This is a genomic window from Mesorhizobium sp. WSM4887 (assembly GCF_029625865.1).
Taxonomy (GTDB): domain Bacteria; phylum Pseudomonadota; class Alphaproteobacteria; order Rhizobiales; family Rhizobiaceae; genus Mesorhizobium.
Genome location: NZ_JARTVP010000001.1, coordinates 1,444,768 through 1,465,227, shown reverse-complemented (window position 1 = coordinate 1,465,227; position 20,460 = coordinate 1,444,768). Strand labels below are relative to the sequence as shown.

The following is a 20,460-nucleotide window of genomic DNA, read 5'->3' as shown; positions in this document are numbered from 1 at the left end:
CGGTGGCACCTTCTGTTCAGGCAATCACTGCTCCGGGTTCGGGACGGGTCGTGACGCGGCCCGGCGGCAGAAAAGGGGAATGAAATGCGTGTTCTGCTGATTGAAGACGACAGTGCAACCGCACAGAGCATCGAGTTGATGCTGAAATCGGAAAGCTTCAACGTCTATACGACCGACCTTGGCGAAGAAGGGGTCGATCTCGGCAAGCTCTACGATTACGACATCATCCTCCTCGATCTTAACCTTCCCGACATGTCGGGCTACGAGGTGCTGCGCACGCTTCGCCTCTCCAAGGTCAAGACGCCGATCCTGATCCTCTCCGGCATGGCCGGCATCGAGGATAAGGTGCGCGGCCTCGGCTTCGGCGCCGACGACTATATGACCAAGCCTTTCCACAAGGACGAGCTGGTGGCGCGCATCCACGCCATCGTGCGCCGCTCCAAGGGCCACGCCCAGTCGGTCATCACCACCGGCGACCTGGTGGTCAATCTCGACGCCAAGACGGTCGAGGTGGGCGGCCAGCGCGTGCACCTGACCGGCAAGGAATATCAGATGCTTGAGCTGCTCTCGCTGCGCAAGGGCACGACCCTTACCAAGGAAATGTTCCTCAACCACCTCTATGGCGGCATGGACGAGCCGGAACTGAAGATCATCGACGTCTTCATCTGCAAGCTGCGCAAGAAGCTCGACGCAGCGTCCGGCGGCCAGAATTACATCGAGACGGTGTGGGGCCGCGGCTATGTGCTGCGTGAGCCGGAAGACATCCGCGTCAGCGCCTGATCCTCTGCCAATTCACACAAAACCCGGCTCAGGCCGGGTTTTTGTTTGGGGTGTCGAAAAGCTCAGGCCGCGATCTTCAGGAAGCGGAAGCTCTCGAGCAACTGCGCGCGGTTGAAGGGCTTCAGCAGGTAACCCTGGGCGCCGGCACGTTTCGCTCGCATGATCGAGCCGACATCGACTTCGACGAGCGAGACCAGGATCTGCGGCTTGACGGGGCTTTCGATGGCACGGATGCGGCGAATGAGGTCGACCGCCTGCATATCCGGCAGGCCGCCGTCGACAACAATGACATCGGGCATGTCGCCGGAGCAGATCTCGATCGCATCAAGCCCGCTGGCCGCCTCGAAGACCACGATGTCCGAGCCGCCAAGGATACGCTTCGCGACCTTCCTGATGACGCTCGAGTCGTCCACGAACAGGCAGCGTTTCATTTCCGGGTCCTCTTTGCCATCTGCCGAACCGGCAATCCGGTAACCGGGAGGCACCCTAGAACAATCTGGTAAAGAAGCCGAAAAGCGGTTAGGTAAAGTTTTTCCAAAGAACCGCTTTGCGCGTTTTTGCCCTGCGATGCATTGCAGTGCCAAGCGGCAGGCAATGCTTCGATCGCACTGCCAGATGCAAGATCAGTGACAATGGATACTTGACCTATTCTTGGCTGTCGCCTCAGGCCGCCGACAACACGATCTCATCGGCCGTCGCATGGATCGAGATCGTCATGTTCGCCTCGCGCGCCAGAAGCAGCGTGTAATAAGGCTGGACCGAGTGGGCGTCGATTGGCTCCTCGGGCTTGTGGCCCGAATGCAGCTCGAGGAATTTCGGCGGCACCCGCAGCATGGGGCCGCTCGCCGACAGCGAGAAACGCGGTTCGGTCTCGAGGTTCTCCAACGTGACAACCAGCCTGCCGCCACGCGGTATGGCGGCATTGGCGACAAGAATGAGATTGAGCAGAAGCTTGACCTTGTTCTTGGGCAGCAGCGCGCGGGCGCCGTTCCAGACAAGTTCCGGCTTCTCGTTCTTCAGGAAGGCAATGGCCACGGCCTCGGCGTCGCCGGTATCGATCATCATGCCGGCGGAGCCCGCGGCGCCGAAGGCGATGCGGGCAAACTGCAGCCGCGCCGAGGCGTTCCTGGCGCTCTGGCGAATCAGCTTCATGGCGTCTTCGTCGGCGCCGCCTTCATCGAGCAGTTCGAGGCCGTTGTTTATGGCGCCGACCGGGGAAATGATGTCGTGGCATACGCGGCTGCACAAAAGCGCAGCCAGATCGGGGGCGGAGAGGGTGAAGAGCTCGGCCATCGGAGAAATCCCTGCTGGTTCACATGTCATGGCCGAACGTTGTCGCGCCCGCTACGCGAATCACGCTCTTTTCCAAGGCCTTCTGAATACACAGCGTCCGTCCATGCATCAACAAATCCACAGCTGCGGACAGCGAAAATGGTGCGTGATGCCGCGAAATTGAGGCTGATAGAGATCGTGTCAGGCTCTTCAGCCCTCGAACCGCCATCTTCCTGCGCCAGCTTAATGGTTGAAAAAGGATTACGGCATAGTTTGCCCGTAACAGTCATCTCGAAACGGCCGCCAAGAGCCGTAGGGATACGAGGCGTCGGCGAAAGTGCTCCCTGACGGAGATTGGAAGCATGTTTTCCCGATTCTTTGACCGGATGTTCGTCCGCGTCCTCACCATGACGATCGCCCTCTCGGGTGCTCTCATCCTCTCAACCTCGGCGTCGCGGGCCCAGGAATACACCGCGCAAGAGATTGTCGATTCCGGCCACAAGTTCTTCGGCGCGACGTCGGGAGGCCTCGCCACCGTGGTCGAAAAGGTGTTCGCGTCCTACGGCCTGCCAAACGGTTATCTGCTCGGCGAGGAGGGATCCGGCGCGCTGATCGGCGGCCTGACCTATGGCGAGGGCACGCTGTACACCAAGAACGCCGGCGACCATAAGGTGTTCTGGCAAGGCCCATCGCTCGGCTGGGATTTCGGCGGCGAAGGCTCGCGCGTGATGATGCTGGTCTACAATCTCGACGATATCAGCAGCCTCTACAACCGCTTCGGCGGCGTCGCCGGATCGGCTTATGTCGTGGCGGGCGTCGGCTTCAACGTGCTGCAAAGCAACAGAGTGCTGCTCGTTCCGATCCGCACCGGGGTCGGTGCCCGGCTCGGCGTCAATCTCGGCTATCTGAAGCTGACCGAGCGGGCGACGTGGAATCCGTTCTGACCGGACAGGATTGCCACAGCCGCTCGGATAAGACTGATCGTGCCGCGGCGTGCTCTTGCCGCGGCGCTGGATTTCCGCCATGCCAAGGTGGCACAGTCGGCATGGCGGGTTGCCGCCTCGCATACGGATAGTCCACCTTGGTCCAGTCGATCCTGTTCTTCGCACTCGGCTTCCTCTGCGCGGCCTTTCTGGTGTCGCTGATCGCGCCGGCCGTCTGGCGGCGGGCCGTCGTGTTGACACGCCGGCGCCTTGAGGCCTCGATGCCGCTGACGCCTGCCGAGATGCTGGCCGAGAAGGACCGTATCCGCGCCGAGTTCGCCATGAACACGCGCCGACTCGAGATGAACATCAAAAATCTGAAGGAAAAGGTGGCCGAGCAACTGGTCGAGATCGGCCGCGCCCAGGAGGCCCTGAAGGGACTGGCGGTCGAGAAGAAGGACAAGACTCAGGCGCTTTCCGATCTGCAGGCCAAGAACGCGGAGCTCAGGCTGCGCGAGGAAGAGTTGCACAAGATTACGGAAAAGCTGGCGCAGGCGGAGCGCTCGCTGGAGAAGCGCGCGCTGGAGCTGCAAAAGCTCGAGCAGATGTATGACGAAGCCAGCTTTTCTTCCTCAAACCGCCAGATCGAGCTCGTCGCCCGCGAATCGGAACTGGACAAGCTTGCCAATGACATTGCGGTGCTGCGCAGCCAGCGCAAGGAAGCGGACCGGCGCAATCAGGAACTGGCAGCGGAAAGCAAAGCCGCCAGGGACGCGCTCAAGGCGGAGAAGAAGCGGACGGCCGAGCTGGACAAGAAGGTCGAACGGCTGCTTGCAACCCTTGCCGACCGCGAGGAAAAGCTGGACAGGCGCGAAAAGGAGCTGGCGCGGATGCGCGAACGCCCAAGCAAAGATCATGCGGTAAATGGCGGAACGCATAAGGCCGACGAAGTCCAAGGGATCGACAATGCCATCGCCAAGCTCGAAGGCGATCGCGAGCGGCTAGAGGCGCGGCTGACGGCGCTTGCGCGGGAGAACAAGCGGCTCAAGACCGATCTTGCCGCGCTCGAAACGGCACAGCCCGAACAGGCAGGCGAGGCACCGCGCGCCGGTGCGGCGCTTCGCGAACAAATGAACGAACTGGCCGCCGAGGTCGTCAACCTGACGATGAGGCTGGAAGGGCCGGATTCTCCGATCGCCAAGGCCTTGGCGACCCCTCGCGACGAGCGGCAAGATATTGGCGAGCGCGGCATCAGCCTCGCGGACCGTGTCAGGGCCTTGCAGAAGGCTAACGCAAGCAACTGATCCGAATGACGTGGCGAGCGGAGCGTCTGGTCGCTGCTCCGCTATCGTTTCGAGAAGTGATGCAGGGCGATGGCCGATGCGGCTGCAACGTTCAGGCTGTCGAATCCCTCCGCCATGCCGATCCGTACGGTCCGCAGGCGACTGAGCAGGGTCTCGGGCAGGCCTTCGCCTTCCGTGCCGAGAAAGAGGGCCAACCGAGACGTTCTTTCCGCAGCGCGGATGTCCGTTTCGCCGCGCGGCGAGAGCGCGAACTGGGCGAAGCCCATCCGGTCAAGCGTTGCGGTCACGCTCATCGCATCGTCGAAGGAGCCGAAGGGCACCTTCAGCGCCGCGCCGACCGAAACGCGGATCGCCTTGCGGTAAAGCGGATCACAGCAGGTGGGATCGAGAAGCACGGCGTCCGCGCCGAAGGCTGCGGCGTTGCGGAAGATCGAGCCCATATTGTCGTGATTGGATATGCCGACCAGAACCACGACCAACGCGCTTGCCGGCAAGGTTTCGAGCAGCACCTCGGCCGGTCGAGGAGAGCCCCGAACGCCAATCGCCAATACGCCGCGATGCATGTGGAAGCCGGCGATCCGGTCCATGACGTCGCCGTTGACGACATAGATCGGGAAGTCGGCTGGCGCCTTGCGCAAGACACCTTCAAGGCCTGCCCGCCTGTTCTCCAGAATGAGGGCCGATTCCGCCGCGAAGCGTCCGGCCGACAGCAGAAGATCCAGCACGACCTTGCCTTCGGCGACGAAGCGCCCATGTCGTCCGACGAGATCGCGCTCGCGGATATCGAGATAGGCGGCGACACGCGGATCCCGCGGGTCGTAGACAGGGATGAGGTTCATAGAAATCTCGCCGGCGAACGGTCGTCAGCAAGGTAAGGGGCTTTGCAGAGCCCGGGTCAAGTCCCGGCGCGACGCATCCTGTAGGCCATCTGAGACAGGTCGCCGTCGCCGAAAATGCCTTCCAGCGTGCGAAGCAGCTCGCGCACCGCGTCGGAGTTGCAGGAATAATAGATCATCTGGCGATCGCGACGCGTCTCGACGATATCAAGCGCTCTCAGCTTGGCCAAATGCTGCGACAGAGCGGACTGGCTCAACTGGACTTTCTCGGCGATGGCGCCGACGGACATTTCGCCCTCGATCAGATAGCTGACGATCAGCAGCCGCTTTTCATTGCCCATGAGCGTCAGAAACGCGGCAGCCGATTCGGCGTTGGCGACTAGCTTGCTTGAGATCATGGATCCCCCATGTTTTCTGGCTCATCCAGCTGCCATGGGGGCAATGGCGGCTGATTTCCACGATATTCAGGTCAGGGAGCGCCGCTGAATCGGCGCTGCAACAAAAGGTAGATCATTTTACCTAAATCTCAAGAGTTGCTTTCGATCCGGGACGATTAACTTTCGCTACTGTGCCCGCCCTGCGGCGCGCCCGGCCTTGGCCATCTCGACCAGCACGGACCGCAACTCGCTGGCAGTGCCGAGAGGCCGAGGGAAGAAGACCCTGCAGGTGGCATCCGGAGAAGCCAGATCCATGCCGTCCGCATCGAAACCCGTAGCGATCCAGCCATCGCCTTCGGCCCGGCCGAAATGGCGCGCATAAATGCAAAGCGCATCGCGATGGTCGGCATTCATGTGGTCCAGCGCCGACTGTTCGCTGGCCCCCAGCTCCTCGACGATCGTGCCGCCGGCGATCAGGTCGGCGCGATCCAGAAGATAGGCTTTGCCGAAGCCGCCATTGAGACTGGCGCGTTCAGGCTCAAGCCGGAATATCGAGAAGTCGCCGAGCCCGGCATAGAGTTTCGCCTTCGGATTGCGGTTGAGATAGCGCCGTTCGGCGCGGGCGTGACCCGCCGATCCGCGCTCCAACCGCAGCGCCTGGCATACAAGCGAGATGCGGGGATGCGCGAGCGGATCGCCCTTGCCGGGTTCGCCGACGAGCAGCGAGCAGCGCGGGTCGGCGAGAAGCGCGCCGGTATGCGCCGACAGCATCGAGACCAGGATCAGCGGCGCGCCGTCGATGTCGGTCGCCACGCCGACCCGGCTTGCCAGCGGCGCCCCGGTGCCGGGCTCGATTGCCGCAAGCGCGCCGAAGCGGGCCGAGCGGACCAGAGTCTTCGCCAGCCTGACGGCCTCGGTGTCGGTCTCGCGGATGACATCCTTCCTGGTCTCGGTCACAGCGCCCACCGCGATAAGTTGATTTCTACTCTCCGGCTATCTGCCAAACAGGCCGGACCTGACAAGGACTTCAATTTCAGTCTCGTCGATGCCGAAGCGTGCCAGCACAGCCGAAGGCCGGCGGTCGGCGACGGTCGGCGCCGCGGCAAGCGTCGAGGCGGCGCTGGAGAAGCGCGGCGCCGGCGTCGGACGTTCGAGCTCGCGCGATCTTGCAAAATTTTGCCGGGCACGGCTCTGCGGATGATCCCTGGCTTCGGTCAGCGACAGGACCGGAGCGACGCAGGCGTCGGTCGGTCCAAACACCTCGGCCCACTCGTCGCGTGTCTTCTCTCTGATCCTCGCGGCAATGGCAGCGCGCATGTCAGGCCACGATGTCCTGTCATATTGGCTGCCGACAAAACGCCGGTCGAGCGGCAACAATCGGGCGAACTCGGCAAAGAATTGCGGTTCGAGGCAGCCGATGGCGACATGCCGTCCGTCCGCCGCCTCGTAAACGTCGTAGAAGGGGGCCCCGGAATCGAGCAGGTTCTCACCGCGTCGCTCGCTCCAGAGGCCGGCCGCCATGAAGGCATGGATCGGAGCCGCGAGCATCGATGCACCCTCGACCATGGCGGCATCGATCACCTGACCTTTGCCGGTGCGCGAGCGCTGGAACAGGGCCGCCAGCACGCCGGCGATCAGCATCATGGCGCCGCCGCCCTGGTCGGCGACAAGGTTGAGCGGCGGCACGGGCGGCGCTCCCTGCCGGCCGACGGCATGCAGCAGGCCGGCATAGGCGAGGTAGGTGATGTCATGACCGGCGCGGCGCGATAGCGGCCCGTCCTGGCCGAAACCCGTGAGGCGGCCGTAGATCAGCGCAGGATTGCCTTCCAGCACGACATCAGGCCCGAGGCCCAGCCGCTCCATGACGCCTGGGCGAAAACCTTCGATGAGAACGTCGGCCTTTTCCGCAAGGCGCAGCAGAAGCTCCGCGCCGTCCGGCCGCTTCAGGTCGAGCCTGAGGATGGAGCGGCCGTGGCGGTCGAGGTCGTGGGCCTCGGGCAAGGATAGAAGCGGCTCTTTGGCGTCCGCCCGCTCGATGCGCAGGACGTCTGCGCCCATCTCCGATAGCATCAAGGCGGCGAGCGGCACCGGGCCGAGGCCCGCCATCTCGATCAGCCTGAGGCCAGCCAACGGCCCTGTCTTGTCGGCGGCTGTCGGCGGCGTGCTCATTTCGCTTTTATTTGGGCGCCATGCGGATCGCGCCGTCGAGGCGGATGGTCTCGCCGTTCAGCATCTGGTTCTCGATGATGTGGAGCGCGAGTGCTGCATATTCCGAGGGCTCGCCGAGGCGAGGCGGGAAGGGCACCGAAGCGCCGAGCGAATCCTGCACCTCTTGCGGCATGCCGGCCATCATCGGGGTCTTGAAGATCCCTGGGGCGATGGTGCACACGCGAATGCCTGAGCGCGCCAGGTCGCGCGCCACCGGCAATGTCATGCCGACGACGCCGCCCTTGGACGCCGAATAGGCAGCCTGGCCGATCTGGCCGTCATAGGCGGCGACCGACGCCGTGTTGACGATGACGCCGCGTTCGCCGCCGGCGAGCGGGTCGAGTTTCGCCGCCCGGTCGGCGACCAGGCGGATCATGTTGAAGGTGCCGATCAGGTTGATCTCGATCACCTTGCGGTATTGATCCAGCGGGTGCGGGCCATCCTTGCCGACCGTCTTCACTCCAATGGCAATGCCGGCGCAATTGACCAGGATGCGCGGTTCGCCGAGCTTTGCCGCCACTTCGGCGATCGCCGCGCTGCCACTGTCTGCGCTGCTGACATCGCATTGAACCGCGATGCCGCCGATATCGGCGGCAACCTTGGCCGCGCGATCGATACCGATATCGAGTATCGCTATCTTGGCGCCCTTGGTGGCAAGGGCGCGCGCCGTCGCTTCGCCAAGGCCGGAGCCACCGCCAGTGACGATCGCGATCTGGCCGTTCGGGGTCATGGTGGCGTCCTCCCAGAATTTCGGATCATGCTACGAAGCGCGCTGCTGCGGCGCAACCTGAATGACCGGATCGATCGAGGACTGCGGATTGGCCGAGGCGCGGACCGCGACCTGGGCCAGGTCGGCAACCCGCGCCGTATCAGCATGACAGACCTCACCGACGAACCGGGCCACCGCGCCAGGCCTGATTTCGTGATGGAGCAGCCGGTCGAGATCGACCGGACGCGGCATGGTGATCTGCCCGCGCGGGAAGCGCTTGAAGCCGAGCGGCCCGTAGTAGGGCTCATCACCGACCAGCATGACGGCCGGCGCGCCGGCCTTCGCGGCGGCTTCGAGCGCGATCGCGACCAGCCTGCGGCCTATGCCGAGATTCTTGAAGGCGGGCCGCACGGCAAGCGGGCCGAGCATCATGGCGCGTCCGGCGCCTGCCGCCACGCGCGTCATGCGCACCGAGGCGATCACCGTCTCGTCCTCGACGGCGACAAAGGACATCGAGCGGTCGTGCCCGCCGGCCTCGCGGATCTTATAGGCGGCCAGCACGAAACGGCCCGGCCCGAAGGCCTCGTCGTTGATGGCTTCGATTTCAGGATCGTGCGCCGGGGTCTCCGGCAGATATTTCACGTCGGCAAGGCTCATGGTCTTTGCGTTCCGGTATGCGAGGAAAGGTTTGCTGCAAGCGGCAGCGTTCGCCAGTCAGCGCTTCATCAAGCGCGGGCGTCCTTTCGTCGTCGGTCGAACCGGATCGTGGCAAAGTCAAACATGGGCGCTTCCGCTAGCATCAATTGTTCCCGGCTGCAATCGGCGCTTTTCACCTTTCTTTTCGCCGTTTGACGAACTGTTCAGCGCCTGGGGGCTTCGACATTTCGGGTAAGCGCCTAGATGTCTGTTGGAACCGCAGGGAGATTTCGCATGGGATTGCTGGTTGAAGGCAAATGGCAGGACCGCTCGACCGTTGCCGACAGCAGCGGCAGGTTCGTGCGTGCCGAAGCGCAATGGCGCGACTGGGTGGCGCGCGACGGTGCGCCGGCGCAAGGGCGCAAACGCGGTTTCAAGGCGGAGCCCGGGCGCTATCACCTTTACGTCTCGCTCGCCTGCCCCTGGGCGCACCGGACCTTGATCTTCCGTGTCTTGAAGAAGCTGGAAGACATCATCTCCGTCTCCGTGGTGCACCATTTCATGGGCGAGAACGGCTGGACCTTCACAGCCGAGGACGGCGCAACCGGCGACACGCTCTACGGCCTCGACTTCCTGCACCAGATCTATGCCAAGGCCGATCGCGGCTATTCGGGCCGCGCGTCCGTACCGGTGCTGTGGGACAAAAGACAGGAAACCATCGTCAGCAACGAGTCGTCAGAAATCATCCGCATGCTCAATTCCGGCTTCGACGAATGGGGTGATGCGAGCCTGGACTTCTATCCGCCGGCGTTGCGTTCCGAGATCGACAGGATCAATGCGCTGGTCTATCCGGCGATCAACAACGGCGTCTATCGCGCCGGCTTCGCCACCTCGCAAGAAGCCTATGAGGAAGCGTTCGGCGAGCTCTTCGCAGCACTCGACACGTTGGAAGAGCGGCTGTCAAAGCAGCGCTATCTTGTCGGCGACCGGATCACCGAAGCTGACTGGCGTCTATTCACCACGCTGGTGCGCTTCGATCCGGTCTATGTCGGCCACTTCAGATGCAATCTGCGCCGGATCGCCGACTATCCGAACCTGTCGAACTATCTGCGCGACCTCTACCAGGTGCCCGGCGTGTCAGGCACGGTCAGCCTGCATCACATCAAGTCGCACTACTACGGCAGCCACAAATCGATCAATCCGACGGGGATAATCCCGGCGGGACCTGAACTCGACTATGCCGCACCACATGATCGCGGCCGGTTCAGGAAGGCGGCATGAGTTACCAGTAGGCCGAGACCTGCACGCCGCCGAAAATTTCGGCAATCCGACGTCGCGTCGCCGGCGTCGCATCTGCCGGCAAACGGTCGAGCGGAAAGAACGCCGCCTCGGCGATCTCATGGTCCGCCGATTTCGGCGCCGTCTGGTTGAAGGCTTCGACCAGATAGAGGCCGACGTGGTCGCGTGTGCTGGCGCGACGGTTGAAGTGCATCGATCTCAGCACCGGCGGAGCCGTCAACGCGATGTTGCCCTCCTCGGCGAGCTCGCGCGCCAGCGCCTCGACAAGCGTCTCGCCGACCTCGACGCCGCCGCCAGGCAACTGCCAGCCCGGAACATAGGTGTGGCGGATGAGGAAGATGGAGTTGGATGCGCGGTCGTAGATCAAGCCGCGCACGCCAAGCGTCATCGGGCGCCGCAGCAGGAAATAGAGATGGAACAGCCTTGCCCGCAGTCCCGCCCAGCCGGTCTGGCGGAACGCCTGTTCCGGATCGGCGCCAGTCATCCACGAAACCGCGAGCGGACAGGAAACGTTGAGTAGAAAGCCCGGACCGGGTCGCTTAAGAAGGGGCTATGCTCAGGCTTGCACATATTTCCGATGTCCATCTGGGGCCGCTGCCCGATGTAACCTATCGCGATCTCGCGTCCAAGCGCGTGCTGGGTTACGTCAACTGGCAGCGCAACCGCCGCCGTCATATGCACGATGCGGTGATCGACACGATTGTCGGCGATATCAAAGCCAACGCCCCCGACCACCTCGCGGTCACCGGCGATCTCGTCAACCTGGCGCTCGATGGCGAGATCGAGATGGCGAAACATTGGCTGGAGACGCTGGGCTCTGCGAATGACGTATCCGTGGTGCCGGGCAATCACGATGCCTATGTGCCGGGCGCCTTCGACAAGGTTTGCCGGTCATGGGCGCCGTGGATGACGGGCGACGGCATCAACAGCCCGATCGACCGCAATTCCTTTCCCTATTTGCGGGTTCGCGGTGATGTCGCTCTGATCGGCGTCACGACGGCGCGGGCCACGGCGCCCTTCATGGCCAACGGCTTCTTCATGGAGGGCCAGGCGGAGCGGCTCGGCAACATCCTCGACGCGACGGCCAGACAGGGGCTGTTTCGCGCCATCATGATCCATCATCCGCCGGTGCGTGGCGCGGTCTCGCAGCATAAGCGGCTGTTCGGTATCGCGCGCTTCCACAAAGTCATTCGCCGGTATGGCGCCGAGCTTGTGCTGCACGGCCACTCGCACTTGCCTTCGCTGTTCACCATCGGTCCGCGCGGCGTCAAGGTGCCGGTGGTCGGCGTGGCCGCCGCCGGCCAGGCGCCGGGCGGCGATCATCCCGCCGCTCAGTACAATCTGTTCGAGATCGGCGGAAAAAAAGGTGGTTGGACCATCCGCCTGACACGGCGCGGCCTGACCGGTCCGGCACTGCCGCCGTCGGACATTCAGGTGATCGAGCTCGGTGCCGATATGCCGGTGGTGCGCGAGCCCGTCGTCAGAAGCTGATCTTCATCTGGGCGATGCGGTCCCAGAACAGCACCAGCGATACCGCCAGGCCGACCAGGGCGCCGGCGGCGATCAAGCCGAGGCCGGCGAAGAAGGTCGTCCAGCCGTTGCGGCGCGTTGCAGCCTGCAAGGGCGGCTCGGCTTCCCGGACCTCGGCTCGATGCAGGCCAGTCACCGCGCTCTCGACCGCGCCTTCCATCATCCGCTGCCGCTCGACGACACGCTCGGCCACGTATCGCGTAACGGCATCGGCGACGGGCTTCATGTCGGTCGATTCGGCCAGCACCACGCGGCCGATGCGCGTGTCCTTAAGGAAGCGGAAGGTGCGGCGATCCCGCCCCATGGCGACATGGCTGACGGCATCGACCCACAGCCGCGGCTGCAGGCCGGAGGAGACGGCGAAGTCGAAATTGTCGATATCCGTCGGCACGTCGGCGAAAACGGGGGCGAGCTCCGCGGCCAGCAACTCGAGCCGCATGCGGTGCGCCTCGCGCATGTCGACCACCACATCATCGCGGTCGGCGAAGGCGTTCTTGACGTCGCGGATCGCGTCCGCGAGCTTTCGCGATGGCTCGATCGGGGTGATTTTGTCGCCTGCATCCTTCATGGCGCTGCCTCGCTGTTGGTAAACAGCGAGTTAACACAGTCGCCGGCAAAATGCACTGCGAGATGGGCTCAGCTTGCGGCTGCGCTGAACACCGGTCTCTGGATTCTGCCGCGGCGACGCGTGTTGCGGCGCACGGCCTCTGCAATCAGGTCAGGCGCCTCCTCGACCAGCATGTGGCCCGCCTCCAGCACGTGGTGCAGGTGGAAATGCGGCGGCAAGTCCTCGGCCTGGGCGACGGGCAGGACGGGATCGTCCGTTCCCCAAAGCACCATCACCGGCATGCTCAGGGTTTCCAGCCGTTCGCTCGGGATGACACCTTGCCGGTCTTCCCTGGTGATCACGGCTGCAGCACCGACGAGGGTCCGCAACTGGCCCGGCCGTTTGCGCATGCCGCACAGCGCCTCCACCACGTGTTGAGGAGGAGAACTTTGCGGCCCCGACATGGCGGCAAGACAGGCGCGGATCTCATCTCGATCGGCCGCGGCCGCATAGCGCCGCAGCAACGGACCGTTGATCTCGGGGCCGAAGCCGCCGGGCGCCAGCAAGGTCAGCGAGGCCACCCTTTCGGGATCGGCAGATGCCATCAATGTCGCGATCGCGCCGCCCATGGAATGGCCGACGACGTGAACTTTGCCCAGGCGGCGCTTGCCCAGATCGGCCAGGATAACCCCAGCGGCCTGCTTGACTCCTGCCGCCTGGCACTCCAGGGAGTTTCCGTGGCCCGGCAGGTCGTAGGCAAGTGTCCTCACATCGGGCGTCAATCCCGCAATCACGTCGCGCCAGATCGAATGGCAAGCGCCGAAGCCGTGCAGGAAGACGATCGTCTTCGAGCCAGCACCGCTTTCGGCGACGTGAAGAGAGTTAAACATCGAGATTGTTGGCTGTGAAGCAGTATGAGGGGCAATTCAAGATTGTGGCTGAATTGCTCCCTGAGCAGGTCGATAGCCAGTAAAATCTTCGCGAATTCGCCGTGCGCGCCCCAATCGAACGCGTAAGCAGGCCTAAGACTCGTTGAGTGTCGACGCCCGCTGTGCCGAGCAGATCCGGCGTGCGAATTTAATATTCCAATCAGTCCGCACGTCAGCGAATGCTCCACGTTCGCTCAGCTCGGATTGCCAATCCCCGCAGAGCGCAAGGATTGCACCAGCCGGTCGATGAGATCGGCGGGGTACTTCCTGTCAACAAAAGTGGCGCGCGGATTGGCGGCGAATTTCGGGAATTCGGCCGTGAGCTCGTTCGCCAATTCGTTTGCGAGCTTGTCGCGGCCTGAGATCTTGGCGCCGATCAGGCGCGCCGCCAGGTAATGCGATTTGGACGCGGTGGTCCGCAGCGACTCGCTGGCAATCGCTGCCCTCTGGGTGTCGCCTTGCATGAAGGCTCCGACAAACAGGCCATAGTCCCACCAGGTCGGATGACCGCTGAAGGCCTCGACGGCATGGCCCAGGATCGGCGTCCCTTCCTGGTATCTGCCAGCGAAGATCAGGCCGTAGCCATAAGCGGCGGCCATGCCGAGATCGTAGGGGTTGAGCTCATAAGCCTTGCGCATCCAGCGGATCGCTTCGTCGGTGTTGCCGAGGCGCGAGTTGAGGTAGCCGTAGGCGCGATGCGCGTGCGGGCTCATCGGTGCCATCTGAATGGCGCGGTGGGCAAACGACATGGCCTGCTCGACCGTTGCGCCGGGCGGATAGGCGTAGCGGTTGTTGACGGCTTCCAGATGCAGGGAAGCCAGTTCCGAGTAGATGAGCGATGATTTGGTGCTTTCTCTGACCAGCTTCTCCAGACAGCGATACGCAGCTTCGTGCGCCTTGGCGCTCTGGTCGAGATAGTAGAGGTCGTCGAGCACCAGACATCCTATCTGGCTGGTCCGGATATCGCTCTGGTCGATATAGCTGTAGATCGCGCCCGAAGCGGGGACGGTAGAGCTCAGGAGATTGGCGATGTTGCTCTCGACAGCACCAGGCGCGCTTTCGGCCGATGTCAGGTTGCGTGACAGGAGAACCCGTCCCGTCGCGACGCTCTGCAGCTCGATCATGACGTCGCCGGCGTTAGTCCCGGGAATAAGATCGAAAACGAAGCTGATCGGATCGGCGGAACGATTGCGCGTAGCGTCGGCGTCGCGTCCGATGAAGTCTATCGTATCGAAGCCGGCCAGACCGGCGCGCAGCGAGGAAGCAACACGGGCCGCCTCGGGTCCGTCGGCTTTGATGGCCAAGTAGATCAAAGGCAGCCCGTCGAACGTTTGGGAGGCGACGCTGCTGGTCGCGCCTGCCGTTTCGACTTCGACCGGCGCGGCCGCGTCGTCACCATGAAGAAAGGCGTTACCCTGGCGGACGACAAGGATACCCAGCATGGCGATGACCAGCACCATGGCGGCCCAGAAGAACCGCAACTGGCGCGTCAGCGATGACGCGGATTCGGTCGGTGCCGGGGTCGTCGTCAGCGGCACGGCGTCGACCGGTGCGGCGGCGGCCTCGGGCTTCTCGAAATGCTTGGAAGGCCGGGCGATCGGGTCATCCGCGGGTTTGGCGTCGGCTGGGAGCCGTATGGCGTTCAACTCGTAAGAAGGCACATAGCCGCCGCGCGGAATGGCGATGCGTACCGGCTCGCCAATGCCTTCGCTGGCGAAATATTGATCCAAAAGCTCGCGCAGCCGCCCCGCCTGGACCCTGACGACCGCGTCGGTCGATCCGTCGAAATCGCCGTCCTTGCCGAAGACATCCATGGCAATGGACACACCCTTCAGCCGGTCGGCTTCGCCTGCCTGCTCGCGTTCGACCAGATAGCGTAACAGCCTGCGGGCCCGCTCGGATCGTCCGAACGTTTCGCTGGCAAGCAGTCGCTCCAATGTCTCGCGCACTGCGGGGGCGGCAGGCGTGGCAGGCTCCAAGTGTCGGACCTTTCAGAGTCGGCACAGGTTAGGGCGCGATAATATAGCGCGCGCTCCAGCGCACAAGGAACCTTCTGTTATGTGATCGCGTAAGCCACGGTAAATTTACCGGCCGGTTAACGAATTTGAACGCGGCTCGCGCCTGCCATGAAGCGTGGCACGTCCGATGAACGGGCCACGCTTTATCAATCGAACAATCAGGCGGGCTTGCGGCCCAGGATGCGGTTGGCGGCCGAGACCACGGCCTCCAGCGAGGCGGCGACGATGTTGGTGTTTATGCCTGCGCCGAACAGCTTGCCGCCGGGATATTCCATCTCGACATAGGAAATGGCCGAGGCGTTCGAGCCGCGCTGCAAGGAATGTTCGGAATAGTCGAGCACCGACATGTCGACGCGGATATGGCGCGAAAGCGCATCGACGAAGCCGTCGATCGGGCCGGTACCGGTGCCGGTGATGGTGACTTCCTTGCCGTTGTCGAGGATCTCCGCCTCGACCACGCGACGGCCCTTTACCGCAGTGTCCGGATAGGTGCGATGGTCGAGGAATTTCAGCCTGGCGCCGGGCTGGTCGACATAGGCTTCGAGGAAGCGCTCGTGGATGCGCTTGGCCGGCACTTCCTTGCCTTCGGCGTCGGTGATCGCCTGGATGTCCTGGCTGAACTCGATCTGCAGGTTGCGCGGCAGATTGAGGCCGTAGTCGGCCTGCAGCACGTAGGCGATGCCGCCCTTGCCCGACTGCGAGTTGATGCGGATGATCGCCTCATAGGTGCGGCCGACATCAGCGGGGTCGATCGGCAGGTAGGGCACTTCCCAAACCGGCGTGTTGGCTTTGCGCAGCGCCTTCATGCCCTTGTTGATGGCATCCTGGTGCGAGCCGGAGAAAGCGGTGTAGACGAGCTCGCCGACATAGGGGTGGCGTTCCGGGATCTTCAGCTGGTTCGAATATTCATAGACGTCCTTCATCCGGTTGATGTCGGAGCAGTCCAGCTCGGGATCGACGCCTTGCGTGTACATGTTGAGCGCCAGCGTCACGATGTCGACATTGCCGGTCCGCTCGCCATTGCCGAACAGCGTGCCCTCGACGCGGTCGGCGCCGGCCATCAGGCCGAGCTCGGTGGTGGCGATGCCGGTGCCGCGGTCGTTGTGCGGATGCAGCGAGATGATCAGCTTGTCGCGGTTGTCGAGATTGCGGCACATCCACTCGATGCGGTCGGCATAGATGTTGGGCGTCGACATCTCGACCGTCGATGGCAGGTTGACGATCAGCTTGTTGTCGGCCGTCGGCTTCACGATCTCGGTGACGGCGTTGCAGATCTCCAGCGCGACCTCGAGCTCGGTACCGGTGAAGCTCTCCGGCGAATATTCGAAACGGAAGCCGCCGCCGGCCTTGGCGGCCATGTCGGTGATCATCTTGGCGGCATCCGTGGCGATGCGCTTGATGCCGGCGACGTCCTTTTCGAAGACGACGCGGCGCTGCAGCTCGCTGGTCGAGTTGTAGAAATGCACGATCGGGCGGTGGGCGCCCTCGAGCGCCTCGAAGGTCCGCGTGATCAGCTCGGGCCGGCACTGCACCAGAACCTGCAGCGACACGTCCTTGGGCACGCCGCCCTCCTCGACGCACCAGCGGGCGAAGTCGAAGTCGGTCTGCGAGGCCGACGGGAAGCCGATCTCGATCTCCTTGAAGCCCATGTCGAGCAGCAGCGCGAACATGCGCGCCTTGCGCTCATGGCCCATCGGGTCGATCAGCGCCTGGTTGCCGTCGCGCAGGTCGACCGAGCACCAGATCGGCGCCTTGTCGATCACCTTGGACGGCCAGGTGCGATCGGCGAGGTTGACGGTCGGGTAGGGCTGATATTTGCGGGCGGCATCGGCCATGTGGCCGGGCGCTTGCGCGCCCGTTTCGGCCTCGCCGGCGCGGATTGCTTCTCTTCTATTCATCGTCTTTCTCCCGGCGGCTCGTGGGACCGCCTTCAGGCGGATCGGTGCCGAGCGGCGCCTTTACCAAAGAATTTCGTTCGCTTGATGTGACTTGCCAATCTAGCCAAGGAGCAGGCGCCCAAAGCGGCGGTTTTCGACCGCCGGGCGCTCCTTCAGCGAACCCGGCGATCGCCGATAAGGCCGAGAAGGAGCAGGGTCGAAGCAAGCGCGCGCACGGTCTCGCGGGCAAAGCCGGGGCGAGAAGAAGCGACGGAGCGGGTGCGCGTGGTCATGCCGGCTCTCTTACAGGAGCGGCCATCCGGAGGCAAGTGCCGGCCCGGCTTTAAGTCTTTGGTTTCATGCATATCGTCTTCCCAAAACCGCTGCACAGTTTTGGTCGACATGCTTTGGCGCGGCTCTTCCCCGCATCAGCCAAATGCGCCACACTCGCCTCCGGAGGACCTGATCCGAGGGGGAGGTCGTGCATGAATTTCGTGTTCTTCTCGCCGCATTTTCCGGGCAACGGCGCCGATTTCTGCGACCGGCTGAAGAAGGCCGGCGCTACCGTGCTCGGCATCGGCGACGCGCCCTATGAGACGCTGAGCAGCAAGCTCAAGGCGGCGCTTTCGGAATATTATCGGGTCGCGGACATGGAGAACTACGATGCCGTATTCCGGGCGATGGGCCATTTCATCCACAAATGGGGCCGCATCGACCGCTTCGAGTCGTTGAACGAGCACTGGCTGGAGCTCGAGGCCAATATCCGCACCGACTTCAACATCTTCGGCACCAAGCTCGACTTCGTGAAGAATTTGAAGCGCAAGAGCCGCATGCGGGCCTTCTTCCGCAAGAGCGGCGTCGAGACAATCCCGCAACGCAAATGCTCCGATCGGGCCGGCGCCATGACCTTCATCCGCCGGGTCGGTTATCCGGTGGTGGTGAAACCGGATTCGGGCTCCGGCGCCTCGAACACGTTCAAGATCTCCAACGCGAAGGAGCTCGATCAGTTCTTCAAGGACAAGCCCGAAGGCGTGACCTTCGTCATGGAGCAGTTCATCGAGGGGCTGGTGGTGACCTTCGACGGGCTGGTCAACCGCGACGGCGAGGTGGTGCTGGCGGCGAGCCACCGCTACGACCAGAGCGTCATGGAGGTGGTCAACCGCGACCGCCATATGAGCTACACCTGCTTCCCCGAGATTACGCCCGCGGTCGAGGAGGCAGGCCGCAAGATCCTGAAGGCGTTCGACGTACGCGAGCGCTTCTTCCACATCGAACTGTTCGAGACCAGGAACAAGCGCATCATTGCGCTGGAGGTCAACATGCGGCCGCCAGGCGCCTGGATGACGGATGCGATCAACTACACTTTCGACATCGACGTCTATGCCGAATGGGCCAACATGGTGGTGAAGGACGCGGCCGGCGGGCCCTACAAGGGCAAGTATTTCACGGCCTATGCCAGCCGCAAGCGACACCTCGACTATTTGCACAGCCATGAGGACGTGCTAGCCGCCCACGGCGACAAGATCGTCCACCATCAGGCCATCGAAGAGGTTTTCAGCCGCGCCATGGGGAACTACGCCTACCAGATGCGCTCGAAGGACCAGAAGGCGCTGCGTCAGGCGGTCGACTATATCCACGCGGAAAAGGCGTGAGCCGATGGACGTCTCCTATCACAAGGCCCATGCCCGCAATCTCGGCCGCGACATGGAATACAAGCGCTACGGCCATGCCGGGCGGCCGGTGGTGGTGTTTCCCACCTCGCAGGGGCGTTTTTACCAGTTCGAGGATTCGGGAGGCGTCGCAGCACTCGCCGAATTCGTCGACACCGGCCGCATCCAGCTGTTCACGCTCGACGGCATCGATTCGGAATCCTTCTTCGACAAGCATGGCGATCCCATCAGTCGCATCGCCCGCCACGAAGCCTATTTCCGCTATGTGCGCGAGGAGGCGCTGCCGGAGCTGCAGGCGGTTGCCGCCAAGGCCAATGGCGGACGCGCCCTCAAGCCGCTGTTCTGCGGCTGCTCGATGGGCGGCTACCACTCGTCGAATTTCGTGTTCCGCTTTCCGGAGCTGGCGAGCGGCGTGATCTCGCTATCCGGCGTCTATTCGACCCGCGACTTTTTCGGTCGGGCGCTCGAGGGCAGCATCTTCTACAATTCGCCGCTCGACTATCTGCCGGGCATCGTCGACCAGAAGCTGCTCGGGCGGCTGAGGGCGCTGAGGCTGATCTTCTGCTGCGGGCAGGGCGCCTGGGAAGAACGAATGCTCGTCGAAACGCGCGAACTGGAGCAGGTGCTGCGCGAGAAATCCATTGGGGCCTGGGTCGACTATTGGGGCGGCGACGTCAGCCACGACTGGCCGTGGTGGCACAAGCAACTCGTCTATTTCTTTGGCCGCTGGCTCGATGACGACCTGATGCACAGGATCGACTGATGACCGCGCCCGACCCGATCCGTCGCTTGTCGAAGCCACCAATGCCGGCGACCCGGGGCCTTTCTCGAACCCTCACCGCCGATGCCTTGCTCACCGATTGGGGCCGTTCCTTCCGCGGACGCGAGCAGATCTCGCGCTGGAACCAATCCGACAGTATCGGCGTACAATCCCTTTTGATGCGCGTCGCGGGGTTGGCCGCCACCTCGGGTCATGTGGAATGGCGGCGTGGGCGCGCTGTCGCGATCCTCGCTCAGTAGGTCGCGCGCCCGCCGGACAGATCGAAGGTGGCGCCAGTGGTGAAGGAATTCTCGTCCGACAGCATGAAGGCGACCATGGCCGCAGCCTCCTCCACCTCGACGAATCGACCGCGAGGCACCTTGCTGAGCATATAGGTCACCTGGGCCTCGGTGAGCTGTTCGAGGATACGGGTGCGGGCGGGCGAGGGGGTCAACGCGTTGACGGCGATGTCGAGACCGGCGAGTTCCTTGCCGAGCGACTTGGTCAGCGCAAGCACGCCGGCTTTGGCGGCCGAATAGGCGGCGGCGTTGGGATTGCCTTCCTTGCCGGCCACGGAAGCGACATTGACGATGCGGCCGTAGTTGCGCGCGATCATGCCGGGCACCAGACGTCGGCAGCAGTAAAAGACGCCGTTGAGGTCGATTTCGATGATCTGCCGCCAGGCGGCGGGGTCATAGTCCACCACGGTCGCGGCCGGCCCGGCAATGCCGGCATTGTTGACAAGGAGATCGACAGGCCCGAGCGCCTGCTCGGTTTCGATGGCG

Annotated in this window: 22 protein-coding genes; 8 read left to right on the top strand and 14 right to left on the bottom strand. The window is 63.4% G+C overall.

Annotation, left to right across the window (positions count from 1 at the left end):
- The first annotated feature begins 84 nt into the window (after positions 1-84).
- Complete coding sequence (gene ctrA, locus P9230_RS07065; protein WP_006203583.1) at positions 85-780, top strand: cell cycle two-component system response regulator CtrA; 696 nt, start codon at positions 85-87, stop codon at positions 778-780.
- 62 nt (positions 781-842) lie between these two features.
- Here the strand turns inward: ctrA and P9230_RS07060 are convergent, their stop codons facing one another.
- Positions 843-1,211: a response regulator gene (locus P9230_RS07060; protein ID WP_127217419.1), complete on the bottom strand. Its 369-nt coding sequence runs from the start codon at positions 1,209-1,211 to the stop codon at positions 843-845.
- Between the two features lie 232 nt (positions 1,212-1,443).
- Positions 1,444-2,073, bottom strand: a complete 630-nt coding sequence (locus tag P9230_RS07055; protein ID WP_067326376.1) for a histidine phosphotransferase family protein — start codon at positions 2,071-2,073, stop codon at positions 1,444-1,446.
- Between the two features lie 386 nt (positions 2,074-2,459).
- On the opposite strand from P9230_RS07055, the gene P9230_RS07050 reads away from it, so the two are divergent.
- Both P9230_RS07050 and P9230_RS07045 read left to right on the top strand, forming a co-directional pair.
- Positions 2,460-2,996, top strand: coding sequence for an EipA family protein (locus P9230_RS07050; protein WP_245299591.1), 537 nt, complete (start codon positions 2,460-2,462; stop codon positions 2,994-2,996).
- Positions 2,997-3,133: 137 nt separating this feature from the next.
- A complete protein-coding gene (locus tag P9230_RS07045; RefSeq protein ID WP_278118056.1) occupies positions 3,134-4,279 on the top strand; it encodes a hypothetical protein in 1,146 nt (381 codons plus the stop codon).
- Between the two features lie 41 nt (positions 4,280-4,320).
- On the opposite strand, the gene P9230_RS07040 is transcribed toward P9230_RS07045, so the two are convergent.
- From P9230_RS07040 to P9230_RS07015, 6 genes are all read right to left on the bottom strand, one after another.
- A complete protein-coding gene (locus P9230_RS07040) occupies positions 4,321-5,118 on the bottom strand; it encodes an RNA methyltransferase (RefSeq protein ID WP_278118054.1) in 798 nt (265 codons plus the stop codon).
- A gap of 56 nt (positions 5,119-5,174) precedes the next feature.
- Positions 5,175-5,513, bottom strand: coding sequence for a metalloregulator ArsR/SmtB family transcription factor (locus tag P9230_RS07035; RefSeq protein WP_066994170.1), 339 nt, complete (start codon positions 5,511-5,513; stop codon positions 5,175-5,177).
- A gap of 165 nt (positions 5,514-5,678) precedes the next feature.
- Positions 5,679-6,449 (bottom strand): HugZ family protein, encoded by a 771-nt coding sequence (locus tag P9230_RS07030; protein WP_278118052.1) that lies wholly within the window; start codon positions 6,447-6,449, stop codon positions 5,679-5,681.
- Between the two features lie 36 nt (positions 6,450-6,485).
- Positions 6,486-7,661 (bottom strand): CaiB/BaiF CoA-transferase family protein, encoded by a 1,176-nt coding sequence (locus tag P9230_RS07025; protein WP_278118050.1) that lies wholly within the window; start codon positions 7,659-7,661, stop codon positions 6,486-6,488.
- A gap of 7 nt (positions 7,662-7,668) precedes the next feature.
- A complete protein-coding gene (locus P9230_RS07020) occupies positions 7,669-8,430 on the bottom strand; it encodes a 3-hydroxyacyl-CoA dehydrogenase (RefSeq protein ID WP_067326396.1) in 762 nt (253 codons plus the stop codon).
- A 30-nt stretch (positions 8,431-8,460) separates the two neighbouring features.
- Complete coding sequence (locus P9230_RS07015; protein ID WP_127216166.1) at positions 8,461-9,066, bottom strand: N-acetyltransferase; 606 nt, start codon at positions 9,064-9,066, stop codon at positions 8,461-8,463.
- Between the two features lie 273 nt (positions 9,067-9,339).
- On the opposite strand from P9230_RS07015, the gene P9230_RS07010 reads away from it, so the two are divergent.
- A complete protein-coding gene (locus P9230_RS07010; protein WP_278053657.1) occupies positions 9,340-10,326 on the top strand; it encodes a glutathione S-transferase family protein in 987 nt (328 codons plus the stop codon).
- Position 10,327: 1 nt separating this feature from the next.
- Here P9230_RS07010 and P9230_RS07005 read toward each other — a convergent pair whose 3' ends face one another.
- The gene (locus P9230_RS07005; RefSeq protein ID WP_278053655.1) at positions 10,328-10,828 is read right to left on the bottom strand and encodes an NUDIX domain-containing protein; all 501 of its coding nucleotides are present in this window, start codon (positions 10,826-10,828) and stop codon (positions 10,328-10,330) included.
- Between the two features lie 68 nt (positions 10,829-10,896).
- Between P9230_RS07005 and P9230_RS07000 the strand changes: the two genes are divergently transcribed.
- Entirely contained in the window at positions 10,897-11,835 is a 939-nt protein-coding gene (locus P9230_RS07000) for a metallophosphoesterase (protein WP_066994187.1), read from the top strand.
- Here the strand turns inward: P9230_RS07000 and P9230_RS06995 are convergent.
- The 4 genes from P9230_RS06995 to leuA all read right to left on the bottom strand — a co-directional run bounded on the left by P9230_RS06995 (position 11,825) and on the right by leuA (position 17,203).
- Positions 11,825-12,442, bottom strand: a complete 618-nt coding sequence (locus P9230_RS06995; RefSeq protein WP_278087202.1) for a hypothetical protein — start codon at positions 12,440-12,442, stop codon at positions 11,825-11,827. The two genes, P9230_RS07000 and P9230_RS06995, sit on opposite strands and share 11 nt — an antisense overlap.
- 68 nt (positions 12,443-12,510) lie before the next feature.
- Complete coding sequence (locus tag P9230_RS06990) at positions 12,511-13,311, bottom strand: alpha/beta fold hydrolase (RefSeq protein WP_278087203.1); 801 nt, start codon at positions 13,309-13,311, stop codon at positions 12,511-12,513.
- A gap of 233 nt (positions 13,312-13,544) precedes the next feature.
- Positions 13,545-15,329 carry a tetratricopeptide repeat protein gene (locus P9230_RS06985; protein ID WP_278118046.1) on the bottom strand — a complete coding sequence of 595 codons (1,785 nt, stop codon included), beginning with the start codon at positions 15,327-15,329 and terminating at the stop codon, positions 13,545-13,547.
- 197 nt (positions 15,330-15,526) lie between these two features.
- Positions 15,527-17,203 (bottom strand): 2-isopropylmalate synthase, encoded by a 1,677-nt coding sequence (gene leuA, locus P9230_RS06980; RefSeq protein WP_278087401.1) that lies wholly within the window; start codon positions 17,201-17,203, stop codon positions 15,527-15,529.
- Positions 17,204-17,730: 527 nt separating this feature from the next.
- Here leuA and P9230_RS06975 point away from each other — a divergent pair.
- The 3 genes from P9230_RS06975 to P9230_RS06965 are packed head-to-tail and all read left to right on the top strand — an operon-like array spanning position 17,731 to position 19,935.
- Entirely contained in the window at positions 17,731-18,897 is a 1,167-nt protein-coding gene (locus P9230_RS06975; protein ID WP_278087205.1) for an ATP-grasp domain-containing protein, read from the top strand.
- Between the two features lie 4 nt (positions 18,898-18,901).
- Positions 18,902-19,678, top strand: coding sequence for an esterase family protein (locus P9230_RS06970; protein ID WP_067326426.1), 777 nt, complete (start codon positions 18,902-18,904; stop codon positions 19,676-19,678).
- Positions 19,678-19,935, top strand: a complete 258-nt coding sequence (locus P9230_RS06965; protein ID WP_067326429.1) for a hypothetical protein — start codon at positions 19,678-19,680, stop codon at positions 19,933-19,935. The genes P9230_RS06970 and P9230_RS06965 overlap by 1 nt, the downstream gene beginning before the upstream one ends.
- Here P9230_RS06965 and P9230_RS06960 read toward each other — a convergent pair.
- Positions 19,929-20,460 (bottom strand): SDR family oxidoreductase (locus P9230_RS06960; protein WP_278118044.1); only part of this gene is annotated, 532 nt, incomplete at its 5' end. The genes P9230_RS06965 and P9230_RS06960 overlap by 7 nt on opposite strands.

Excerpts from the sequence above, each read along its gene's own strand:
- ctrA (WP_006203583.1), top strand. The coding sequence starts at position 85 with ATGCGTGTTCTGCTGATTGAAGACGACAGTGCAACCGCACAGAGCATC.
- P9230_RS07060 (WP_127217419.1), bottom strand. The coding sequence starts at position 1,211 with ATGAAACGCTGCCTGTTCGTGGACGACTCGAGCGTCATCAGGAAGGTC.
- P9230_RS07055 (WP_067326376.1), bottom strand. The coding sequence starts at position 2,073 with ATGGCCGAGCTCTTCACCCTCTCCGCCCCCGATCTGGCTGCGCTTTTG.
- P9230_RS07050 (WP_245299591.1), top strand. The coding sequence starts at position 2,460 with ATGACGATCGCCCTCTCGGGTGCTCTCATCCTCTCAACCTCGGCGTCG.
- P9230_RS07040 (WP_278118054.1), bottom strand. The coding sequence starts at position 5,118 with ATGAACCTCATCCCTGTCTACGACCCGCGGGATCCGCGTGTCGCCGCC.
- P9230_RS07035 (WP_066994170.1), bottom strand. The coding sequence starts at position 5,513 with ATGATCTCAAGCAAGCTAGTCGCCAACGCCGAATCGGCTGCCGCGTTT.
- P9230_RS07025 (WP_278118050.1), bottom strand. The coding sequence starts at position 7,661 with ATGAGCACGCCGCCGACAGCCGCCGACAAGACAGGGCCGTTGGCTGGC.
- P9230_RS07020 (WP_067326396.1), bottom strand. The coding sequence starts at position 8,430 with ATGACCCCGAACGGCCAGATCGCGATCGTCACTGGCGGTGGCTCCGGC.
- P9230_RS07015 (WP_127216166.1), bottom strand. The coding sequence starts at position 9,066 with ATGAGCCTTGCCGACGTGAAATATCTGCCGGAGACCCCGGCGCACGAT.
- P9230_RS07010 (WP_278053657.1), top strand. The coding sequence starts at position 9,340 with ATGGGATTGCTGGTTGAAGGCAAATGGCAGGACCGCTCGACCGTTGCC.
- P9230_RS07005 (WP_278053655.1), bottom strand. The coding sequence starts at position 10,828 with ATGACTGGCGCCGATCCGGAACAGGCGTTCCGCCAGACCGGCTGGGCG.
- P9230_RS07000 (WP_066994187.1), top strand. The coding sequence starts at position 10,897 with ATGCTCAGGCTTGCACATATTTCCGATGTCCATCTGGGGCCGCTGCCC.
- P9230_RS06995 (WP_278087202.1), bottom strand. The coding sequence starts at position 12,442 with ATGAAGGATGCAGGCGACAAAATCACCCCGATCGAGCCATCGCGAAAG.
- P9230_RS06990 (WP_278087203.1), bottom strand. The coding sequence starts at position 13,311 with ATGTTTAACTCTCTTCACGTCGCCGAAAGCGGTGCTGGCTCGAAGACG.
- leuA (WP_278087401.1), bottom strand. The coding sequence starts at position 17,203 with ATGGCCGATGCCGCCCGCAAATATCAGCCCTACCCGACCGTCAACCTC.
- P9230_RS06975 (WP_278087205.1), top strand. The coding sequence starts at position 17,731 with ATGAATTTCGTGTTCTTCTCGCCGCATTTTCCGGGCAACGGCGCCGAT.
- P9230_RS06970 (WP_067326426.1), top strand. The coding sequence starts at position 18,902 with ATGGACGTCTCCTATCACAAGGCCCATGCCCGCAATCTCGGCCGCGAC.
- P9230_RS06965 (WP_067326429.1), top strand. The coding sequence starts at position 19,678 with ATGACCGCGCCCGACCCGATCCGTCGCTTGTCGAAGCCACCAATGCCG.